This is a genomic window from Rummeliibacillus pycnus, from assembly GCF_044359855.1.
GTDB classification, from domain to species: Bacteria; Bacillota; Bacilli; order Bacillales_A; family Planococcaceae; genus Rummeliibacillus; species Rummeliibacillus pycnus_A.
The window spans coordinates 1,654,051-1,672,054 of sequence record NZ_CP132291.1; the positions used below are offsets into that span (position 1 = coordinate 1,654,051).

Sequence of the window (18,004 nt, forward strand, 5' to 3'; positions counted from 1 at the left end):
TTAATATAAAAATGTGTTACTTAAGAATTTCTTCAATGTCGTTTTATCCAGTTTTCAAAGAACAAGTTTTGAAAGCAATGAGCCTTCAAAACTGAACAGCAAGCGTTAATCGTATAAGTTCCAAGAACTTATTTCCGAAATATTCCTTAGAAAGGAGGTGATCCAGCCGCACCTTCCGATACGGCTACCTTGTTACGACTTCACCCCAATCATCTATCCCACCTTCGGCGGCTGGCTCCAAAAGGTTACCTCACCGACTTCGGGTGTTACAAACTCTCGTGGTGTGACGGGCGGTGTGTACAAGGCCCGGGAACGTATTCACCGCGGCATGCTGATCCGCGATTACTAGCGATTCCGGCTTCATGTAGGCGAGTTGCAGCCTACAATCCGAACTGAGAACGGTTTTATGAGATTAGCGTACTCTCGCGAGTTAGCGACTCTTTGTACCGTCCATTGTAGCACGTGTGTAGCCCAGGTCATAAGGGGCATGATGATTTGACGTCATCCCCACCTTCCTCCGGTTTGTCACCGGCAGTCACCTTAGAGTGCCCAACTGAATGATGGCAACTAAGATTAAGGGTTGCGCTCGTTGCGGGACTTAACCCAACATCTCACGACACGAGCTGACGACAACCATGCACCACCTGTCACCAATGTCCCCGAAGGGAAAACTCTATCTCTAGAGCGGTCACTGGGATGTCAAGACCTGGTAAGGTTCTTCGCGTTGCTTCGAATTAAACCACATGCTCCACCGCTTGTGCGGGCCCCCGTCAATTCCTTTGAGTTTCAACCTTGCGGTCGTACTCCCCAGGCGGAGTGCTTAATGCGTTAGCTGCAGCACTAAGGGGCGGAAACCCCCTAACACTTAGCACTCATCGTTTACGGCGTGGACTACCAGGGTATCTAATCCTGTTTGCTCCCCACGCTTTCGCGCCTCAGTGTCAGTTACAGACCAGACAGTCGCCTTCGCCACTGGTGTTCCTCCAAATCTCTACGCATTTCACCGCTACACTTGGAATTCCACTATCCTCTTCTGCACTCAAGTTCCCCAGTTTCCAATGACCCTCCACGGTTGAGCCGTGGGCTTTCACATCAGACTTAAGAAACCACCTGCGCGCGCTTTACGCCCAATAAATCCGGACAACGCTTGCCACCTACGTATTACCGCGGCTGCTGGCACGTAGTTAGCCGTGGCTTTCTAATAAGGTACCGTCAAGGTACGTTCATTTCCTAACGTACTTGTTCTTCCCTTACAACAGAGTTTTACGATCCGAAAACCTTCATCACTCACGCGGCGTTGCTCCATCAGACTTTCGTCCATTGTGGAAGATTCCCTACTGCTGCCTCCCGTAGGAGTTTGGGCCGTGTCTCAGTCCCAATGTGGCCGATCACCCTCTCAGGTCGGCTATGCATCGTTGCCTTGGTAGGCCGTTACCCCACCAACTAGCTAATGCACCGCGGGCCCATCCTGTAGTGACGCCGAAGCGCCTTTCAACATTTCACCATGAGGTAAAATGGATTATCCGGTATTAGCTCCGGTTTCCCGAAGTTATCCCAGTCTACAGGGCAGGTTGCCCACGTGTTACTCACCCGTCCGCCGCTAAATCAGAGGAGCAAGCTCCTCATCATTCGCTCGACTTGCATGTATTAGGCACGCCGCCAGCGTTCGTCCTGAGCCAGGATCAAACTCTCCATAAAAGTAAAGTTTGAAAGCTCATTAGCTTTGCTAGCGTATCATCTATAAGATGATATCTATTGTTTGTCCTTGTTTCTAACAGAAGTTAGTAAACAAGGTTTATTGATTAACGTCTTGCTTGTTCAGTTTTCAAGGTTCATATCTCGTCGTTGTTTTGACGACTTAAACATCTTATCATTTTATTTTTTCTTTGTCAATAACTTTTCTGAAAAAGTTTTTTGAAGAAAAAAAGATGAGATATTAGTTTTTCAATCACGTCTTAGCGACATGTATTACTATACCTCATCTATTTTAATAAATCAATAGTTTTTCTGAAATAATTTTTTGATTTTTGATTCATCGATCACAAACAGTGTAATACCAACAATAACTATAACTCCCCCAATAACTTGGGTAGTAACTAAATGTTCATTGAAAATAAAGTAAGCAAGAATCGATGCCCCTACAGGTTCAAATAAAATGGCTATTGAAATTACATTAGCTGAAACCCATTTAAGCGCCCAATTAAATAAATTATGTCCTAAAAGATTTGGTACAATCGCTAATAATAAAAACCATATCCAATCCATCGTCGGATATGGACCAAACGATTCTCCTTTGAAAAGGATGTAAAAGAACAGCGTAATGGTGCTCGCTGTATAAACAATGATTGTATATGTAGTTAGTGATACCCTTTTTCTAACTTCTTGTCCAAATAACATATAACCTGTTACTAATGCACATGCGATTAGAGCTAGCATATCTCCATAGAATGCTAATCCCCCAACTTTAAAATCGCCCCAGCTAATTAGTACACTACCCGCAATTGCAATGATTCCTGAGAAGACGGTTTTAAAAGCAATCGGTTCTTTAAAGAAAACAAATGTACCAATAATAGCGAATAACGGTTGCAATGTTACAAGAACTGTTGAACTAGCAACGGACGTATAGCGTAAGGACTCAAACCATAATATAAAATGAAAGGCTAAGAAAATCCCTGCAATAATAGAAAAAATCCAATCTTTCTTTTCAATATCAATAAGTTCTTTTCGATAATACATTAAAAAAGTTGGTGCCATCAATAACACTGAAAACAACATTCTATAAAATGCAATCACGCCGGAATCTGCTTCTACTAATTTCACTAAAATAGCGGATGTCGAAACAGAAATGACCCCAATTAATATTGCAATTAACGGATGAATTTTTGGCCTATCCACCCTTTCACCTCCAAAATACGTGTAGCACATTTTTCCATGATAATTGTACAATAGGATCATGTTGTCTTTCATTTTGACACTTTAATTTTTTCGGCGCAAGCTGAATTTCGGAGGGAGGAGATTATTATCAATACTATAGTTGAAAATTCACTTACATATGAAACCATTTTTAAGCTTATTATTGCCGCACTTTTAAGTTTAGGTATTGGGATAGAACGGGAACTAAAAAGAAAGCCCGTCGGTTTAAAGACAAGTCTCGTTATTGCTACCTTTAGTTGTCTATTGACAATTATTTCAATCGAGTCCGTATTTCACGCAAAACCTGTACCTGGCATTACCATATCCATGGATCCTCTGCGTTTAGCAGCTCAAATCGTCAGCGGCATCGGTTTTTTGGGAGCTGGTGTCATTCTTAGGAAAGGTAATGATAGTATTAGCGGGCTAACGACTGCTGCAATGATTTGGGGAGCAGCAGGAATTGGGATTGCAGTCGGTGCTGGCTTTTATCTTCAAGCAATTACCACTGTTATCCTAGTACTTATTGGTGTAGAAATAATTGCCCCTCTCTTTTTTAAAATGGGACCGAAACGTCTTCGGACAAAAGATGTTTCACTAATGCTCTACTTAAAAGATGCAAACGATATAAAAAATATATTAAAATATCTTAATAGTCACCATATGGAAGTGGATCACATTCGTATAAAGGACGTTCGATTGTCAAACAATGAAATACAACATCAAGTAAATCTTCGTTTTTCAGCAGTATCGAAACAACTAGATACAATTTCTTTATATAATGAGATAAAAAAACTTCCTTATACAGAAGAAGTGGAAATCGAAATATTGTCTTAAAGGGGTTAAATGATGAAAGATTTATGGAAACTTTTAAAGCACGGAAATAAACCTTCCCTGCTCGCAGCTTTTGTTAACTTATTTTTAGGGATCATTAAAGCTGTTGCATTCTTTTTTACAGGGAATGTCGCAATGTTCGCAGAAATGATGCACTCTTTGGGCGATGCAGCAAATCAGTTCTTTGTCTATGTTGGTTCTGCTCTATCAAAAAAAGCACCAACTCTCCAGTTTCCAAAAGGATTTGGACGTGTCGTTAACTTAGTATGTTTAGGCGCTGTCCTTATTGTTGGAATTTTATCTTACGAGACAATCGTAGAAGGATGGCATCAAATTCAACACCCAGTGGAATCCTCTAAAATGTGGATCAGTTTATCAGTATTAGCAATCGGAATTATTATGGAAGGTTCTGTATTATTAAAAGCAGCCACAGAAATTTCCCATGATGCAGGGTTGAAAGCGAATCCGATTACAGCCCTACCAATAGCATTTACACATTTAGGTAGTGCAAAACCGGCTACAAAATTAGTATTTATGGAAGACTTAGTTGCAACATCTGGTGGTGTTCTAGCTTTTTTAGCGGTTCTAATCTCTCATTTCACAGGATTTTTACAGGCTGAAGGTATCGCTTCCATCCTTATCGGAGTAATGATGTTCTATGTAGTAGGTGTTGTATTTTTAGAAAATGCACGTGGTGTAATAGGTGAAACAGATGAAGAAATGCTTAATCACATTGCTCATTTAGTTATGGATGATCCGAATATCCATGATATAAAAAAATTGGTCGTTCTAAAAGAAGGAGAATATCTTCATGTTGAACTAATCGCTGAGGTTGATCCAACATTAAGTTTTGCCTATGTAGATGACATTCGCGATCATCTAGTCGAGTTAATATCTGCACAAAAAAATGTATCAACAGTTCATATATCATTTGATGAAGATAATGGAGTTCCGGAATGGCATCATGTTAGTGATCGACCTGATGAATTAGGATAATAAGGTAAAGTGCGAAGAGTTGCTTAAACTCTTCGCACTTTTATTTTCTATAATTGAATGATTTTCAGTATAAAACCACAAACTAGTTATGGAGGTGATTCAATGAGTGGATTACAGAGATTTGCTCTCTGCGTACTTGTTATCGGAGGACTCAATTGGGGACTATTAGGTATATTTCAATTCGACGTTGTTGCTACACTATTCCGTGATGGACAAGCAAGTTTTGGAGCACGCACATTATACACAATCATTGGGATTGCAGGCCTTATTAGTTTGAGTACATTATTTACTCCTTATAGAGTACCGCACCGTACATTGAAAAAGGATAATGTTCGTCCTTTGAAAAGTGTATAATATCCTTCTTCAAAAACTAGCTTTTTAAGTTTAACGAGAAAGTGCAACAATAAAAAACCGGAGAACAAAATTTCAATTGTTCTCCGGTTTTTTTATTTGCTATACCCAACCTCTGAAACGAGATGCTTCAGCAGTTTTACGAACCCCAACCATATATGCAGCTAAACGCATATCAATATTGCGAGTTGTTGCTACATTGTAGACATTGTCGAAGGCTTCTACCATTTTCTTCAACAATTTTTCATTTACTTCATCTTCTGACCAATAGTAACCTTGGTTATTTTGAACCCACTCGAAGTAAGAAACTGTAACGCCACCAGCACTCGCTAGTACGTCTGGTACCAATAAGATACCGCGGTCATAAAGGATCTTAGTAGCTTCTGATGTAGTTGGACCATTAGCTGCTTCTACTACAATTTTCGCACGAATATTATGTGCGTTTTCTGCAGTGATTTGATTTTCAATCGCAGCTGGAACAAGAATATCGCAATCTAGCTCAAGTAACTCTTGGTTTGAAATCGTATTTTCAAACAATGTTGTCACTGTGCCGAAGCTATCACGGCGATCTAGTAGATAATCGATATCCAACCCATCTGGATCATGTAATGCGCCATAAGCGTCCGAAATACCGATTACTTTTGCACCTAAATCATTCATAAATTTAGCTAAGAAGCTTCCTGCATTACCGAAACCTTGGATAACAACACGTGCACCTTTAATATCAATATTGCGACGTTTAGCAGCTTCTTCAATAATAATTGTTACACCTTGAGCAGTTGCACGGTCACGACCTTGCGAACCACCAAGAACGATTGGTTTTCCTGTGATGAAACCTGGTGAGTTGAATTCGTCAATACGACTGTATTCATCCATCATCCAAGCCATAATTTGAGAGTTTGTGAAAACATCAGGGGCTGGAATATCTTTTGTTGGTCCAACAATTTGACTAGTTGCACGAACATATCCACGACTTAAACGTTCAACTTCCCCCATTGACATTTGACGTGGGTCACAAATGACACCGCCTTTACCGCCACCATACGGTAGATCAACGATACCTGCTTTTAAAGTCATCCACATAGATAAAGCTTTTACTTCTTCCTCTGAAACTTGAGGGTGGAAGCGAACGCCACCTTTAGTAGGACCTACAGCATCATTATGTTGCGCACGGTAACCTGTAAATACTTTTACAGAACCATCATCCATTTTCACCGGAATACGTACTTCCAACATACGAAGCGGCTCTTTTAAAAGTTCATACATTGCTTCGTCATAGCCAAGTTTTTGAAGAGCTACCTTAATAACAGCTTGAGTAGATGTAAACAGGTTTAGATTTTCTGCCATTTGATTTTTTCGCCTCTTTTATTCTTAATAGTGGTTAAAAATAGTACTAAGTGCAAACATTGTAACATAGTTCAACGACTATGTTGACTATTTATATTTATTTTTTAAAGACTTCACGAATTTTATCCAATGCCCAGTCCAATTCTTCTTTTGAAATAACTAATGGAGGAGCAAATCGGATAACTGTATCATGTGTTTCTTTGCATAACAAACCATATTCCATTAACTTTTCACAGAATGGACGAGCTTCTGTATTTAGCTCCATTCCGATAAACAATCCACGACCTCGTACTTCTTTAATCGCTTCGTTCTCAATTTTATTTAATTCATCTACGAAATATTGACCTAGTTCCAATGAACGTTCTGCAAGTTTTTCATCGCGTAATACATTTAATGATGCAATCGATACTGCACAAGCCATCGGATTACCACCAAATGTTGAACCATGAGAACCAGGGTTGAAAACGCCAAGAATATCTCTACTCGATACAACACATGAAATTGGGAATACTCCACCACCTAGAGCTTTTCCTAAGATATACATATCAGGATTTACATCTTCCCATTCACAAGCAAACATTTTCCCAGTACGAGCAAGACCTGCTTGAATTTCATCAGCTATGAATAAGACATTGTTTTCGCGACAAAGCTCACGAGCTGCTTTTAAGTATCCAGCTGGTGGAATAACGATTCCAGCTTCGCCTTGAATTGGTTCAACGATGAATGCCGCTGTATTTGGTGTTATAGCAGCTTTTAATGCTTCTAAATCACCATAATCTACAAGTTTGATACCTGGCAGTAATGGTCCGAATCCACGACGGTATTCAGGGTCGGAAGTCAATGAAACCGCTAACATTGTACGGCCATGGAAGTTTCCGTTACAAGCAATTACTTCAGCTTTACCATCTTCTACACCTTTAATATCATATGCCCAACGACGAGCTGCTTTAAAGGCTGTTTCAACAGCTTCAGCACCTGTATTCATAGGTAGAACCATTTCTTTTCCTGTAATTTCACTTACTAATTCATACCATGGCCCAAGTTGATCACTATGGAATGCACGCGAAGTCAACGTTACACGATCCGCTTGATCTTTTAATGCTTGAATAATTTTAGGATGACGGTGACCTTGGTTTACAGCAGAATAGGCAGATAGCATATCCATATATTTATTTCCTTCTGGGTCTTTCACCCAAACGCCTTCAGCTTCAGAAATAACGATTGGAAGTGGCAAATAGTTTTTTGCACCATATTCATTTGTTTGAGCGATAATTTTTTCAGAACCTGTTAATACCATTTAAATTTCCCCCTTAAAATACCCTTCATTTATACAACTCTTCTATTCTTCTCAATTAATTTTCAATAGTAAGCAGACAAAAACATTCCCCTCTTTGCCTGCTTATTGAAATAGTAATCTATTAAAGCGTTTCTGAAACTGATTTAGATTGCATGTGTAATGTTAAGAAGTCTGGACCGCCTGCTTTAGAACAAGTACCTGACATATTATATCCACCGAATGGTTGGTAGCCTACAATTGCACCTGTACAGCCACGGTTAATATAAAGATTTCCAACGAAGAATTCTTCACGAGCTTTTTCAATATGGTCACGGTTTGTTGAGATAACTGCACCTGTTAAACCGTATTCTGTATTATTTGCTACCTCGATTGCTTCATCGAAATCTTTTGCTTTTGAAATCGCAACGATTGGGCCGAAGATTTCTTCTTGCATTAAACGAGCATCATGAGCAACGTCCGCAACTACTGTTGGTTTTACAAAGTAACCTACTGAATCGTCAGCAGTTCCACCAGCTACGATACGACCTTCCTCATTTGCCACTTCAAAATAGCTTGTTACTTTTTTGAATGCAGCTTCATCGATTACTGTTGCCATGAAGTTATTGAAATCGGCAGGATCTCCGACTGTTAATTCATTTGTTAGCTCAACCACACGATTCACTACTGTGTCGTAAACATCTTCCACGATTACTGCACGTGAACATGCTGAACATTTTTGACCACTGAAACCAAATGCTGATTTAACAATAGATTGAGCTGCTAATTCAAGATCTGCTTCCTTATCTACAACAATTGTGTCTTTACCGCCCATTTCAGCGATAACACGTTTAATCCAAATTTGTCCTTCGTTTTGAACAGATGCACGTTGATTGATACGAAGACCTACATCACGTGAACCCGTGAAACTTACAAAGCGAGTACGAGGATGATCGACTAAGTAATCACCAACTTCTGAACCTGAACCTGGTATGTAGTTCACAACACCAGCTGGAAGACCTGCTTCTTCAAGAATCTCCATAAATTTATAAGCAATAATAGGAGTTGTTGAAGCTGGTTTTAATAATACTGTGTTCCCTGTTACCACAGCAGCAACTGCAGTACCTGCCATGATGGCAAATGGGAAGTTCCATGGAGAGATGACAACACCTACACCTAATGGAATGTATCCAAATTTATTATATTCACCTGGACGACTTTGAACTGGTTTACCGTCTTTAAGTTCAAGCATTTGACGCGCATAATATTCCAAGAAATCAATAGCTTCTGCTGTATCTGCATCTGCCTCAATCCATGGTTTCCCCGCTTCCAAAGTCATAAGAGCTGACATTTCATGACGACGACGTTTTGTAATAGCTGCCGCCTTGAATAGAATATCAGCACGCACTTCAGGTTTCACTTTACTCCAAGTTTTAAATGTTTCATCAGCGATTTTCATTGCTTTTTCTGCAAGCTCCTGGTTCGCTTTTGAAACAGTACCTACTACCTCTGTTTTTTTTGCAGGATTGTAAGATACAATTTTGTCTTCAGTTGTAATTTTTTCCCCACCAATAATCAATGGATAATCTTGACCAAGCTCACTTTGTACTTTTTTCAAAGCCTCTTGATATGCTTGACGATTTTCCTCTTTCGAAAAATCTGTTAATGGTTCTGTTGTGTACGGAATCATTTCTTATCCTCCCTTGTGATCGAAGTGCAAAAAATATTTGCATTCATTTGTTGTTTACACTTATAATAATGCAAAATATAATTGCATTTTTCAAGTAAAAGTTTTAAAAAAAATCTAAAAATTTTTCAGGTGATAAAAATGGATATGCATAAAGAGGAATTATTGCCGTTTTATGAATTTGCGACAAAACATGTTTCAGTAGGCATACATGCAGTTGATACAAACGGTAAAACAGTTATTTATAATGAGAAAATGAGAGAAATTGAGGGGCTTCATTTAGCGGATATTCGTGATCGCTCGATATTGGAACTTTTCCAATTCGAAAAAGAAGATAGTACATTGCTGAAAGTATTACAAACAGCAGAACCTGTCCATAATGTTAAACAAACATATTGGAATCAGAATGGGCAAGAGATTACTACGATTAACGATACCTATCCAATAATAGAAAATAATAAGCTTCTAGGTGCTATTGAAATCGCTAGAGATATTACTACGTTAGAAAAGCTTGTCTACCAACCGCTACGTCGTTATGGTGAGCAGATTACATTTAATACCATTACAGCAGTATCTGAACCAATGCGTGAAGTGATTGAAACTGCCAAAAAGGCTGCAGCTGCAAGACTCCCTGTCTTACTTATTGGGGAATCCGGTACAGGGAAGGATTTAATAGCAGAAGCCATTCATAACGCATCAACACCAGCAAATGAAAATTTCATCACCTATTTCTGTAACCGTTCAGATACTTCAATGATTGAACGTTTAAAAAAACAATTACAAATTAGTGATAGTAGCACTATTTTCTGTGAACGCATTGAATATTTATCACTTGAGTTACAACAAGATTGTCTTACATTGCTAGAAGAACATAGACAAGATTCGCATTTATTTATCGCAAGTATAGGGGGAGATCCAATTGATTTGATCAGCTCAGGTGAATTATTGAAGGAGCTATACTATTTCTTTGCATCAGTTTCGATAATCGTACCTCCCCTTCGTAATCGGAGGGAAGATATTAAACCATTTATAAATGATTATTTAAAACGTTATGATAAGTTGTTCGGTAAAAGACTGAAAGGTATGTCTAAGGAAGTTGAACAATTATTTATGCACTATGATTGGCCAGGGAACTTAAAAGAATTAGAAATATTGCTTGATGATATGATGTCTATGGTGACTAACGAAGATTTGATTAACTATGATTTGTTACCACTTCACTTTAAATGGAAAGCGCAAGAGATTAATTCTTCAGAAAAAAGCCCAGATTATTTTGTCGTTCAAAATGATAAAGAGCTTTTACCACTCGATGATTATTTGCGTGAGGCAGAAGAATATTATTTAAATAAAGTACTTGATATGTATGACCATAATATTACCAAGGCATCAGAAGCACTTGGAATGAGTCGTCAAAATTTACAGTATCGTATTCGTAAAATGAAAAAGTAAAGTGAAACTTCACTCATTGGTTTTTCTTCATTCTCTACTTTATCCCCCTTTTCTTCACTTGAGACTTGAAGTGGGATCTTACTGACCGTTATTGGTGGTAAAACAAAAAGCTATTTCGCTTAATATTATGCGAAATAGCTTTTTGTTTATTACTTAATACCCGATTCTTCAATCCAATCACGTAATTTCACTTTTAGTGAGTTGAAGCCGACCGAATCACTTTCATCAACACGATCTTGAAGCGATTTGCGAGGTGTTAAGTCTTTTCGTTTCATTGGCGGACGTTCTTGCAGTGCACGGATTGATAAACTTATTTTTTTTGCATCTGCGTCAACTTCAAGTACCTTCACTTGAACTTCTTGACCAATGTTAATGAAATCAGTGATGCTTTTTACAAACCCGTACGTAATTTCCGAAATATGCACTAGACCTTGAGTTGTTTCATCCAATGCAACAAATGCGCCATATGGCTGGATACCAGTTACATTCCCTGTAAGCACATCTCCTACTTCATATTTTTTTGCCATTTGTCCTTCCTACTTTCCGTGACTTCTATATACATTTTTTCACGTAAATTATAGCATAGTCCTTTGAACTCGAGCAAAAAATCCTTATATTAAATGCGAATGGCGTGATTGATCAACATCAAAAACTGATATACAGCTTGGAAAATTAAATATTAAATATTGCGATAAGTACTTGGTAAATTGTGAATAAGAGTGATTTTTCATATTTGTTACACAATTCCTATACAACCAAGTCGAAGATTGTTGTAAAATAGAACAATCCTTATATAAAAGGAGGACATAAATAGTGTCAAACAGGGATCAATTTGCGTCAAAAATAGGCTTTATATTAGCCGCGGCAGGTAGCGCTATTGGATTAGGTGCTATCTGGAAGTTCCCATATATGGCAGGTACTAACGGCGGTAGTGTATTTATATTACTTTTTATTCTATGTACGTTAATCATAGGTCTGCCTATACTGGTAGCTGAATTTATGATTGGACGACGTGGACAAACAGATGCCGTAAACTCATTTAAAAAACAAGCACCTGGTACTGCGTGGTTCTTAACAGGATGGGCAGGCTTCATCTTTTCATCAATTATTTTATCTTTTTACAGTGTTGTTGGTGGTTGGATTTTAAGCTATATTGTGCGAGCAATCACATTTAATCTAACAAGTAATAGTCAAGATTATTATGGTGAGCTTTTCACTTCACTTACAAAAAGTCCTTGGGAAGTAGTTATTGCACAAGGAGCATTTATGTTTCTTACTGTGTGGATTGTCCAAGGCGGTGTAAAGAATGGTATTGAAAAAGCAAGTAAATGGATGATGCCTATACTTTTCATCTTCTTTATCGTACTTGCTATTCGTTCTCTAACCTTAGATGGGGCGATGGAAGGTATTAAATTCATGTTCGTACCAGATTGGTCTTATTTGAATGGTAAAACATTCTTATTAGCAATGGGACAAGCATTCTTCTCATTAAGTATTGGTGTTGCTGCTATGATGACATATGCATCTTATTTATCAAAAGAAGAAAAAATTGTCGGTTCTGCATTTAATGTTGCTTGGTTGAATATCGGGATTTCACTTCTTGCAGGTCTTGTTATCTTCCCTGCCGTCTTTGCATTAGGTTTTACACCCGATCAAGGTCCCGGTCTTGTATTCATTGTTTTACCAGCAGTTTTTCAACATATTCCATTTGGTTCATTCTTTATGATCATTTTCTTTATCTTATTGTTATTTGCAACTGTAACATCTGCAATTGCAATGTTAGAAATTGTTGTTGCTACAGCTATGGGTAACAAATACAACGAACGCAAGAAATACTCTTGGTTATGCGGTTTAGGTATTTTCATCATCGGGATCCCAAGTGCTTTATCCTTTGGTGTACTCTCCAAAGTACAAATTCTAGGGAAATCCATTTTTGATTTTGCTGATTTTATCACAAGTAATGTAGGTATGTTACTTGGCGCAATTCTAGTTTCTATTTTTGCTAGCTACAAAATTTCAAAGGTTGATGCTTCAAATGAATTAGCAACAAAACCTTGGCTATTCACCACTTGGCGAATTCTCGTACGTTATATCGCGCCAATTGCTATCATTATTGTATTTATCCAAGGTATGTACGCAAACTTTTTCAAATAATAAAATTTTCTAACTTTTATCACTGATACTTAATTTTTCTGCTTTAAAACGTGTTATAATAGATTTCACATTAATACGAAAATTAAGAGGGGTGCTTTATTTATGATGAAACAGAATCTTCATACACAATTAGGCTTGTTACGTAAAGAACGTAATCTTACATTAGATGAGTTATCATTAAAAACTCGAGTAGGCGTTGAAAAACTAGCACACTACGAATCTGGTGAAGAAATACCTTCTGAACAAACATTATTAAAGCTATCGAATGCCCTTGAAGTACCAGTCTCCAACTTATTGGATGGTTTAGAAAAGAAATAACAAATTACTTAATAGAAAAGCCTATCCTTAAAACTAGTAAAATGTTTTAAAGATAGGCTTTTCACTTCTATTCAATAATAATGGCAAGATCTAATTTAATATAAATTTTTATAAAATGCATTTGGCTTCGAATTTTATCGCTAAAAGTTTATACGATATATTAATACATTCTTCAATTGGGATCCATTGTTCAAAGGATTGTTCATACACCCCTTGAATTACTTTTCCTAATTCTGAAGGATCATCAATATTTTGCAGTGCCGCAACTACATCTGCAGCCTCTGTATCATAAGTAAAATCATCCATTCCAAATGGATTCCAATCTTCTAAAGTGTGTATGGCTTTTCTATTCATTTCAATATTTTCCATCGAATTTCACCTAATTTACTTTTCTATGATACTGGTTATGATAACATAATTGTAAAAAAAGAAAAGAGGGATATGCTTGAACAGTTTAGATAGACTAGAAAATAGAACTCAAACAAACTCTATTAAATGGGATAAAATTGCCTCCATTTATCAATTAGAAGATGCATCAGATATACTTCCAATGTGGATTGCTGATATGGATTTTTCCGTACCTGATGTACTAATTAATGCGCTCAAAAAGCGCCTTGATCATCCTGTATTTGGCTATACTTTCGAAAGTGAAGATTGTACGAAAGCATTTACTTCTTGGGTAGAAAGGCGCCATAACCTACATATCGAACCAAAATGGGTTCTTTACCATCAAGGTGTCGTGCCGGCCATTGCTTCTATCGTTGAAACATTCACATCAGAAAATGATGCAGTACTTGTCACACCTCCAGTTTATCCACCATTTTTTTATGTGCCAAAACAATTAAACCGTACAGTGAAAGAGTGCCCATTAATTGAAAGAGAGGGAATCTATACTTTTGACTTTGTAAAATTTGATGAAATATCTTCAGCTGAAGACGTCAAATTATTTATTTTATGCCATCCTCATAATCCTGGTGGTATTGAATGGTCTGAAGAAGATTTACAAGAAATCATTCGTATTTGCGTTAAAAACGATGTTCTTATATTATCCGATGAAATTCATGCAGATTTGATGTTAGATGGAAATAAGCACACACCACTCGCAAAAATTGCTGGCGATTTACAAAATCACATTATTACATGTATGGCTCCTACAAAAACATTTAATATCGCAGGCATTCAAGCCGCTATGATGATTGTTCCAGATAATCAAAAGCGACGCACATTAAAAAAGAATGCGAATATGCATGCTCAAATGGGATTAAACATTTTCGCTACCACTGCTGTAGAGGCTGTCTATTCTACCGAAGGTGAGAAATGGCTAGATGAACTCTTGCCGTACATCTCGACAAATATGGACTTAGTCATTGAAAAGTTAACTGCTGCAATACCAGAAATCAAAATTCATAAATCTCAAGCTACCTACTTGTTATGGATAGATTACCGCAATACTGGACTTGAAGAGACTGAAGTGATGGAACGCTTACTTACAATTGGAAAATTAGCATTAGAACCAGGAACGAAATTTGGCGAACAAGGAAGAGGATTCTTACGTATGAACGTTAGTTGTCCAAGGGAAACAGTCCTAGATGGCATCGACCGTTTTATAAAAGCTTTTGAAAAATAAAAAAATCCTGTACTAGTTTCTAATAGCTAGTACGGGATTTTTTCATTTAGTGTTGATTTGAAGAAGACTGTTTTTCCTTTAAGATTTTTTCTTCTAATTCTCTAGTCTTTTCTAAGTCTTTTCTTGCTTTTTTTCTAAATAGATTAAAAACAAGGATACATAAAATAAGAATAATTGCCATCTCAATTACTGCAGGAATATATTCTGATTTATTTTCAGGAAAATATAGGAACTCGTTTAAAATCCAAAGATTCATGATAAATCCGTCTCCTTATTATTTTTCGATAACTTTAATCGATTTAATCACAACGTCTTCTACTGGTTTGTCTTGGAAACCTTTTTCAACATTAGCGATTTCATCAACAACATTCATACCTTCCACTACATGACCGAATACAGTGTGTTTTCCATCTAACCATGGAGTACCACCATTTTCTTTATAAGCATTGATTACTTCTTCTGGGAAGCCAGCATCTTGCATTTGGCCAATCATATTGGCAGGAACTTCTGACATTTGTACGATAAAGAATTGGCTACCGTTTGTGTTAGGACCAGCATTTGCCATTGAAAGAGCACCACGAAGGTTCATAAGTTCAGGAGCAAATTCATCCTCGAATGAATGACCATAAATACTTTCGCCGCCCATACCTGTTCCAGTTGGGTCGCCACCTTGAATCATGAAGTCTTTGATAACACGGTGGAAGATAATTCCTTCGTAATATCCATTTTTAGCATGAGTTAAAAAGTTTTCTACTGTTTTTGGTGCTTGTTCAGGGAATAATTTAATTTTGATGGCACCTAAAGTTGTGTTCATTTCTACTAATACTTCGTTTTCTGCTACTGCAGTTGTAAATTGTGGGTACATAATTACATCTCCTTTAAATAAAAAAATATTTGGTTTATCCAGAATTCCAGAAAAGTGATCGTATCGCTTTTAATAAATACTAAACACTCTTCGCACAAATTCTTTCTTTTTTACTATATCCTGTCCTAGTCTAACATAAATACAAGTATTTTTCAGTCTACAACTTTGAACTTCATTTTTTAGACATTTTATTTCATAAATAGTCTTATCAAAATCTTACTTCTTTTGTCCATCTCTTATTAGAAATGTGCTATTCTGTTAAATGGTAATGAAAAAATTCCATTTCTATACATAGAATTAAAGAGGAGGATATTTTTGAGAAAAGCAGTGGGCAGTTTTATTATTATTTGCAGTCTTCCTCTGCTATTTTTTCTTTTTGAGAAAATTTCAACTGAAATACAAACGGCGAAAGCCTTTGAGAAACAGTTTACATCAAATATTCAATTAGATGCACCTAATGCGCTCATCCCTACTATTCTCAAGGATCGTAACAGCAAGGTCTTTTCAGAAGAATACACAGAGTGGAGACAGCCACTAGGACTTGCCGATATCCCTGAATTTGTACAGCAACTATTTATCACTAGTGAAGACACGAACTTTTATCACCATATAGGCTTTGATTTGACTGGGATTGCTCGTGCCGTTATGGCAAATAGATCTAGCGGTGAAGCTTCACAAGGTGGTAGTACAATCACTCAGCAGCTTGTTCGTATGCGTTATTTGTCTCAAGAAAAAACATATGAACGAAAAATGCTCGAAATTTTTTATGCTTACGAACTTGAACGGAAGACCACGAAAGATGAAATTTTGAACATGTATTTAAATGAAATGTATTTTAGTAATGGTGCTTATGGTGTCAATGGTGCTGCAACTTACTATTTCAATAAACCAGTCTATAAATTATCTAAAGCACAAATGGCATTTATAGCAGCAATTCCAAATAACCCATCGCTATATGACCCATTAAGACATTTCAAAAATACAAAAAAAAGACAAGAGCGTCTACTAGATAAATTAGTAGAAAAAAATGTTTTATCAAAAAATGAAGCTGAAAAAATAAAAAAAGAAAAAATAGTTATCACGTTGAAAAAGAAAAAGCAATCATCCCCAGCTTATAGCACTTATGTGATGAATGAATTCCGTTCACTTATTGCTACAAAAGAAGGATATAAAGAACAGTTACAGGCTGCAAAAACGTCTCAACAAAGAAAAGCCATTAATACAAAACTTTCGAAACGTGTTAATAAGCTGTTAAATCAAGGCCTAACAATCGAAACAGCATTGTCACCTTCCAAGGAATCTGCTGATACAGAAAATATTAATCAGATTTTAGGAAATTACGGTAATTTACAAGCTTCTGCTGTTGTTATTGACAATACTAATCGTGAAATCATTAGTATTTATGCAGGTAAAGGATATAAAAAATATGATTTTAACAGAGCTTTCCAAGGCGCTCGCCAACCCGGTTCAGCCTTTAAACCGTTAATCGATTATGCTCCTTATTTTGAAGAGACAAATGCCACTCCAAATACATATGTCAGTGGTGCTCCTTTCTGTATAGGAAATTATTGTCCTCAAAACTATGGGGGGCAAGTGCTTGGAAATGTAACAATTCAACAGGGTTTCCGAAATAGTTATAATACAGTCGCAATGCGATTGTTCCATCAAATTGGTGTAAAAAAGGCCTTTTCTTACTTAAAACCCTTCCAATTTGATTCGTTGACGAAACAAGATCACATCTATTCTGCAGCAATTGGTGGATTAACTCATGGAGTAACGACAGCAGAATTAGCAGACGCTTATACAAGTTTTATCGATGGCGAATATCAACCTGCACATACAATACGAAGTGTAAAGGATAGTAATGGCAATGTACTTTACAAATGGGATAACAAACCAAAACAAGTTTGGTCGCCAAGTACTGTGTCTGATATACGATTCTTAATGTCAGATGTTGTTCAACATGGTACTGGTGTAGGGATTCATGTGAATGCTCCTTATGTAGGTGCTAAAACAGGAACAACCAATGATTATCGAGATTTCTGGCTTGCAGGATTAACTAACCGATATACATCTGCTGTATGGATTGGCTATGATCGACCTCAAAATATGGAAGGCCTTGAAAATGAGAAAATTCATCATCGTATTTTCTCAAGCATTATGAGTAACTAAAAAAGAGCTATTCGAAATGAT

At 37.1% G+C, this 18,004-nt stretch carries 16 protein-coding genes and 1 rRNA gene; 8 read left to right on the forward strand and 9 right to left on the reverse strand.

Going from position 1 to position 18,004, the window contains the following annotated elements; translation table 11 throughout:
- Window positions 1-150 precede the first annotated feature (150 nt).
- A 16S ribosomal RNA gene (locus Q8X41_RS08180) occupies window positions 151-1,698 on the reverse strand.
- Window positions 1,699-1,995: 297 nt separating this feature from the next.
- Window positions 1,996-2,895 carry a DMT family transporter gene (locus Q8X41_RS08185; protein ID WP_397539736.1) on the reverse strand — a complete coding sequence of 300 codons (900 nt, stop codon included), beginning with the start codon at window positions 2,893-2,895 and terminating at the stop codon, window positions 1,996-1,998.
- A gap of 126 nt (window positions 2,896-3,021) precedes the next feature.
- Here Q8X41_RS08185 and Q8X41_RS08190 point away from each other — a divergent pair, with 126 nt between their 5' ends.
- The 3 genes from Q8X41_RS08190 (at window position 3,022) to Q8X41_RS08200 (ending at window position 5,094) form a co-directional block, all read left to right on the forward strand.
- Entirely contained in the window at window positions 3,022-3,747 is a 726-nt protein-coding gene (locus tag Q8X41_RS08190) for an MgtC/SapB family protein (protein WP_397540226.1), read from the forward strand.
- Between the two features lie 12 nt (window positions 3,748-3,759).
- The gene (locus tag Q8X41_RS08195; RefSeq protein WP_397539737.1) at window positions 3,760-4,740 is read left to right on the forward strand and encodes a cation diffusion facilitator family transporter; all 981 of its coding nucleotides are present in this window, start codon (window positions 3,760-3,762) and stop codon (window positions 4,738-4,740) included.
- A 102-nt stretch (window positions 4,741-4,842) separates the two neighbouring features.
- On the forward strand, window positions 4,843-5,094 hold the full coding sequence (locus tag Q8X41_RS08200) for a DUF378 domain-containing protein (protein WP_397539738.1): 252 nt from the start codon (window positions 4,843-4,845) through the stop codon (window positions 5,092-5,094).
- Between the two features lie 99 nt (window positions 5,095-5,193).
- Here the strand turns inward: Q8X41_RS08200 and Q8X41_RS08205 are convergent, their stop codons facing one another.
- The 3 genes from Q8X41_RS08205 to pruA all read right to left on the reverse strand — a co-directional run bounded on the left by Q8X41_RS08205 (window position 5,194) and on the right by pruA (window position 9,401).
- The gene (locus Q8X41_RS08205; protein ID WP_397539739.1) at window positions 5,194-6,438 is read right to left on the reverse strand and encodes a Glu/Leu/Phe/Val dehydrogenase; all 1,245 of its coding nucleotides are present in this window, start codon (window positions 6,436-6,438) and stop codon (window positions 5,194-5,196) included.
- A gap of 97 nt (window positions 6,439-6,535) precedes the next feature.
- Window positions 6,536-7,735, reverse strand: a complete 1,200-nt coding sequence (locus Q8X41_RS08210) for an ornithine--oxo-acid transaminase (RefSeq protein ID WP_397539740.1) — start codon at window positions 7,733-7,735, stop codon at window positions 6,536-6,538.
- A gap of 121 nt (window positions 7,736-7,856) precedes the next feature.
- Window positions 7,857-9,401: an L-glutamate gamma-semialdehyde dehydrogenase gene (gene pruA, locus Q8X41_RS08215; RefSeq protein ID WP_397539741.1), complete on the reverse strand. Its 1,545-nt coding sequence runs from the start codon at window positions 9,399-9,401 to the stop codon at window positions 7,857-7,859.
- Window positions 9,402-9,539: 138 nt separating this feature from the next.
- Between pruA and Q8X41_RS08220 the strand changes: the two genes are divergently transcribed.
- Window positions 9,540-10,847, forward strand: a complete 1,308-nt coding sequence (locus Q8X41_RS08220) for a sigma 54-interacting transcriptional regulator (protein WP_397539742.1) — start codon at window positions 9,540-9,542, stop codon at window positions 10,845-10,847.
- Between the two features lie 149 nt (window positions 10,848-10,996).
- Here the strand turns inward: Q8X41_RS08220 and yugI are convergent, their stop codons facing one another.
- On the reverse strand, window positions 10,997-11,374 hold the full coding sequence (gene yugI / locus Q8X41_RS08225) for a S1 domain-containing post-transcriptional regulator GSP13 (protein ID WP_397539743.1): 378 nt from the start codon (window positions 11,372-11,374) through the stop codon (window positions 10,997-10,999).
- A gap of 286 nt (window positions 11,375-11,660) precedes the next feature.
- Between yugI and Q8X41_RS08230 the strand changes: the two genes are divergently transcribed.
- Both Q8X41_RS08230 and Q8X41_RS08235 read left to right on the forward strand, forming a co-directional pair.
- The gene (locus Q8X41_RS08230) at window positions 11,661-13,001 is read left to right on the forward strand and encodes a sodium-dependent transporter (RefSeq protein WP_397539744.1); all 1,341 of its coding nucleotides are present in this window, start codon (window positions 11,661-11,663) and stop codon (window positions 12,999-13,001) included.
- Window positions 13,002-13,106: 105 nt separating this feature from the next.
- On the forward strand, window positions 13,107-13,319 hold the full coding sequence (locus tag Q8X41_RS08235; protein ID WP_397540227.1) for a helix-turn-helix domain-containing protein: 213 nt from the start codon (window positions 13,107-13,109) through the stop codon (window positions 13,317-13,319).
- A gap of 108 nt (window positions 13,320-13,427) precedes the next feature.
- On the opposite strand, the gene Q8X41_RS08240 is transcribed toward Q8X41_RS08235, so the two are convergent.
- Complete coding sequence (locus tag Q8X41_RS08240) at window positions 13,428-13,688, reverse strand: DUF1871 family protein (protein ID WP_397539745.1); 261 nt, start codon at window positions 13,686-13,688, stop codon at window positions 13,428-13,430.
- A gap of 76 nt (window positions 13,689-13,764) precedes the next feature.
- Between Q8X41_RS08240 and Q8X41_RS08245 the strand changes: the two genes are divergently transcribed.
- Window positions 13,765-14,946, forward strand: coding sequence for a MalY/PatB family protein (locus tag Q8X41_RS08245; RefSeq protein WP_397539747.1), 1,182 nt, complete (start codon window positions 13,765-13,767; stop codon window positions 14,944-14,946).
- A gap of 46 nt (window positions 14,947-14,992) precedes the next feature.
- Here Q8X41_RS08245 and Q8X41_RS08250 read toward each other — a convergent pair whose 3' ends face one another.
- Both Q8X41_RS08250 and Q8X41_RS08255 read right to left on the reverse strand, forming a co-directional pair.
- Window positions 14,993-15,202, reverse strand: a complete 210-nt coding sequence (locus Q8X41_RS08250) for a hypothetical protein (RefSeq protein ID WP_397539748.1) — start codon at window positions 15,200-15,202, stop codon at window positions 14,993-14,995.
- A gap of 18 nt (window positions 15,203-15,220) precedes the next feature.
- Window positions 15,221-15,811 carry a peptidylprolyl isomerase gene (locus Q8X41_RS08255; RefSeq protein WP_397539749.1) on the reverse strand — a complete coding sequence of 197 codons (591 nt, stop codon included), beginning with the start codon at window positions 15,809-15,811 and terminating at the stop codon, window positions 15,221-15,223.
- Window positions 15,812-16,126: 315 nt separating this feature from the next.
- Here Q8X41_RS08255 and Q8X41_RS08260 point away from each other — a divergent pair, with 315 nt between their 5' ends.
- Window positions 16,127-17,983, forward strand: a complete 1,857-nt coding sequence (locus Q8X41_RS08260) for a transglycosylase domain-containing protein (RefSeq protein WP_397539750.1) — start codon at window positions 16,127-16,129, stop codon at window positions 17,981-17,983.
- Window positions 17,984-18,004: the final 21 nt, after the last annotated feature.

Coding starts and splice junctions, on each gene's coding strand:
- Q8X41_RS08220 (WP_397539742.1), top strand. CDS start 9,540: ATGGATATGCATAAAGAGGAATTATTGCCGTTTTATGAATTTGCGACA.
- Q8X41_RS08210 (WP_397539740.1), bottom strand. CDS start 7,735: ATGGTATTAACAGGTTCTGAAAAAATTATCGCTCAAACAAATGAATAT.
- Q8X41_RS08195 (WP_397539737.1), top strand. CDS start 3,760: ATGAAAGATTTATGGAAACTTTTAAAGCACGGAAATAAACCTTCCCTG.
- Q8X41_RS08255 (WP_397539749.1), bottom strand. CDS start 15,811: ATGTACCCACAATTTACAACTGCAGTAGCAGAAAACGAAGTATTAGTA.
- Q8X41_RS08240 (WP_397539745.1), bottom strand. CDS start 13,688: ATGGAAAATATTGAAATGAATAGAAAAGCCATACACACTTTAGAAGAT.
- pruA (WP_397539741.1), bottom strand. CDS start 9,401: ATGATTCCGTACACAACAGAACCATTAACAGATTTTTCGAAAGAGGAA.
- yugI (WP_397539743.1), bottom strand. CDS start 11,374: ATGGCAAAAAAATATGAAGTAGGAGATGTGCTTACAGGGAATGTAACT.
- Q8X41_RS08205 (WP_397539739.1), bottom strand. CDS start 6,438: ATGGCAGAAAATCTAAACCTGTTTACATCTACTCAAGCTGTTATTAAG.
- Q8X41_RS08235 (WP_397540227.1), top strand. CDS start 13,107: ATGAAACAGAATCTTCATACACAATTAGGCTTGTTACGTAAAGAACGT.
- Q8X41_RS08200 (WP_397539738.1), top strand. CDS start 4,843: ATGAGTGGATTACAGAGATTTGCTCTCTGCGTACTTGTTATCGGAGGA.
- Q8X41_RS08250 (WP_397539748.1), bottom strand. CDS start 15,202: ATGAATCTTTGGATTTTAAACGAGTTCCTATATTTTCCTGAAAATAAA.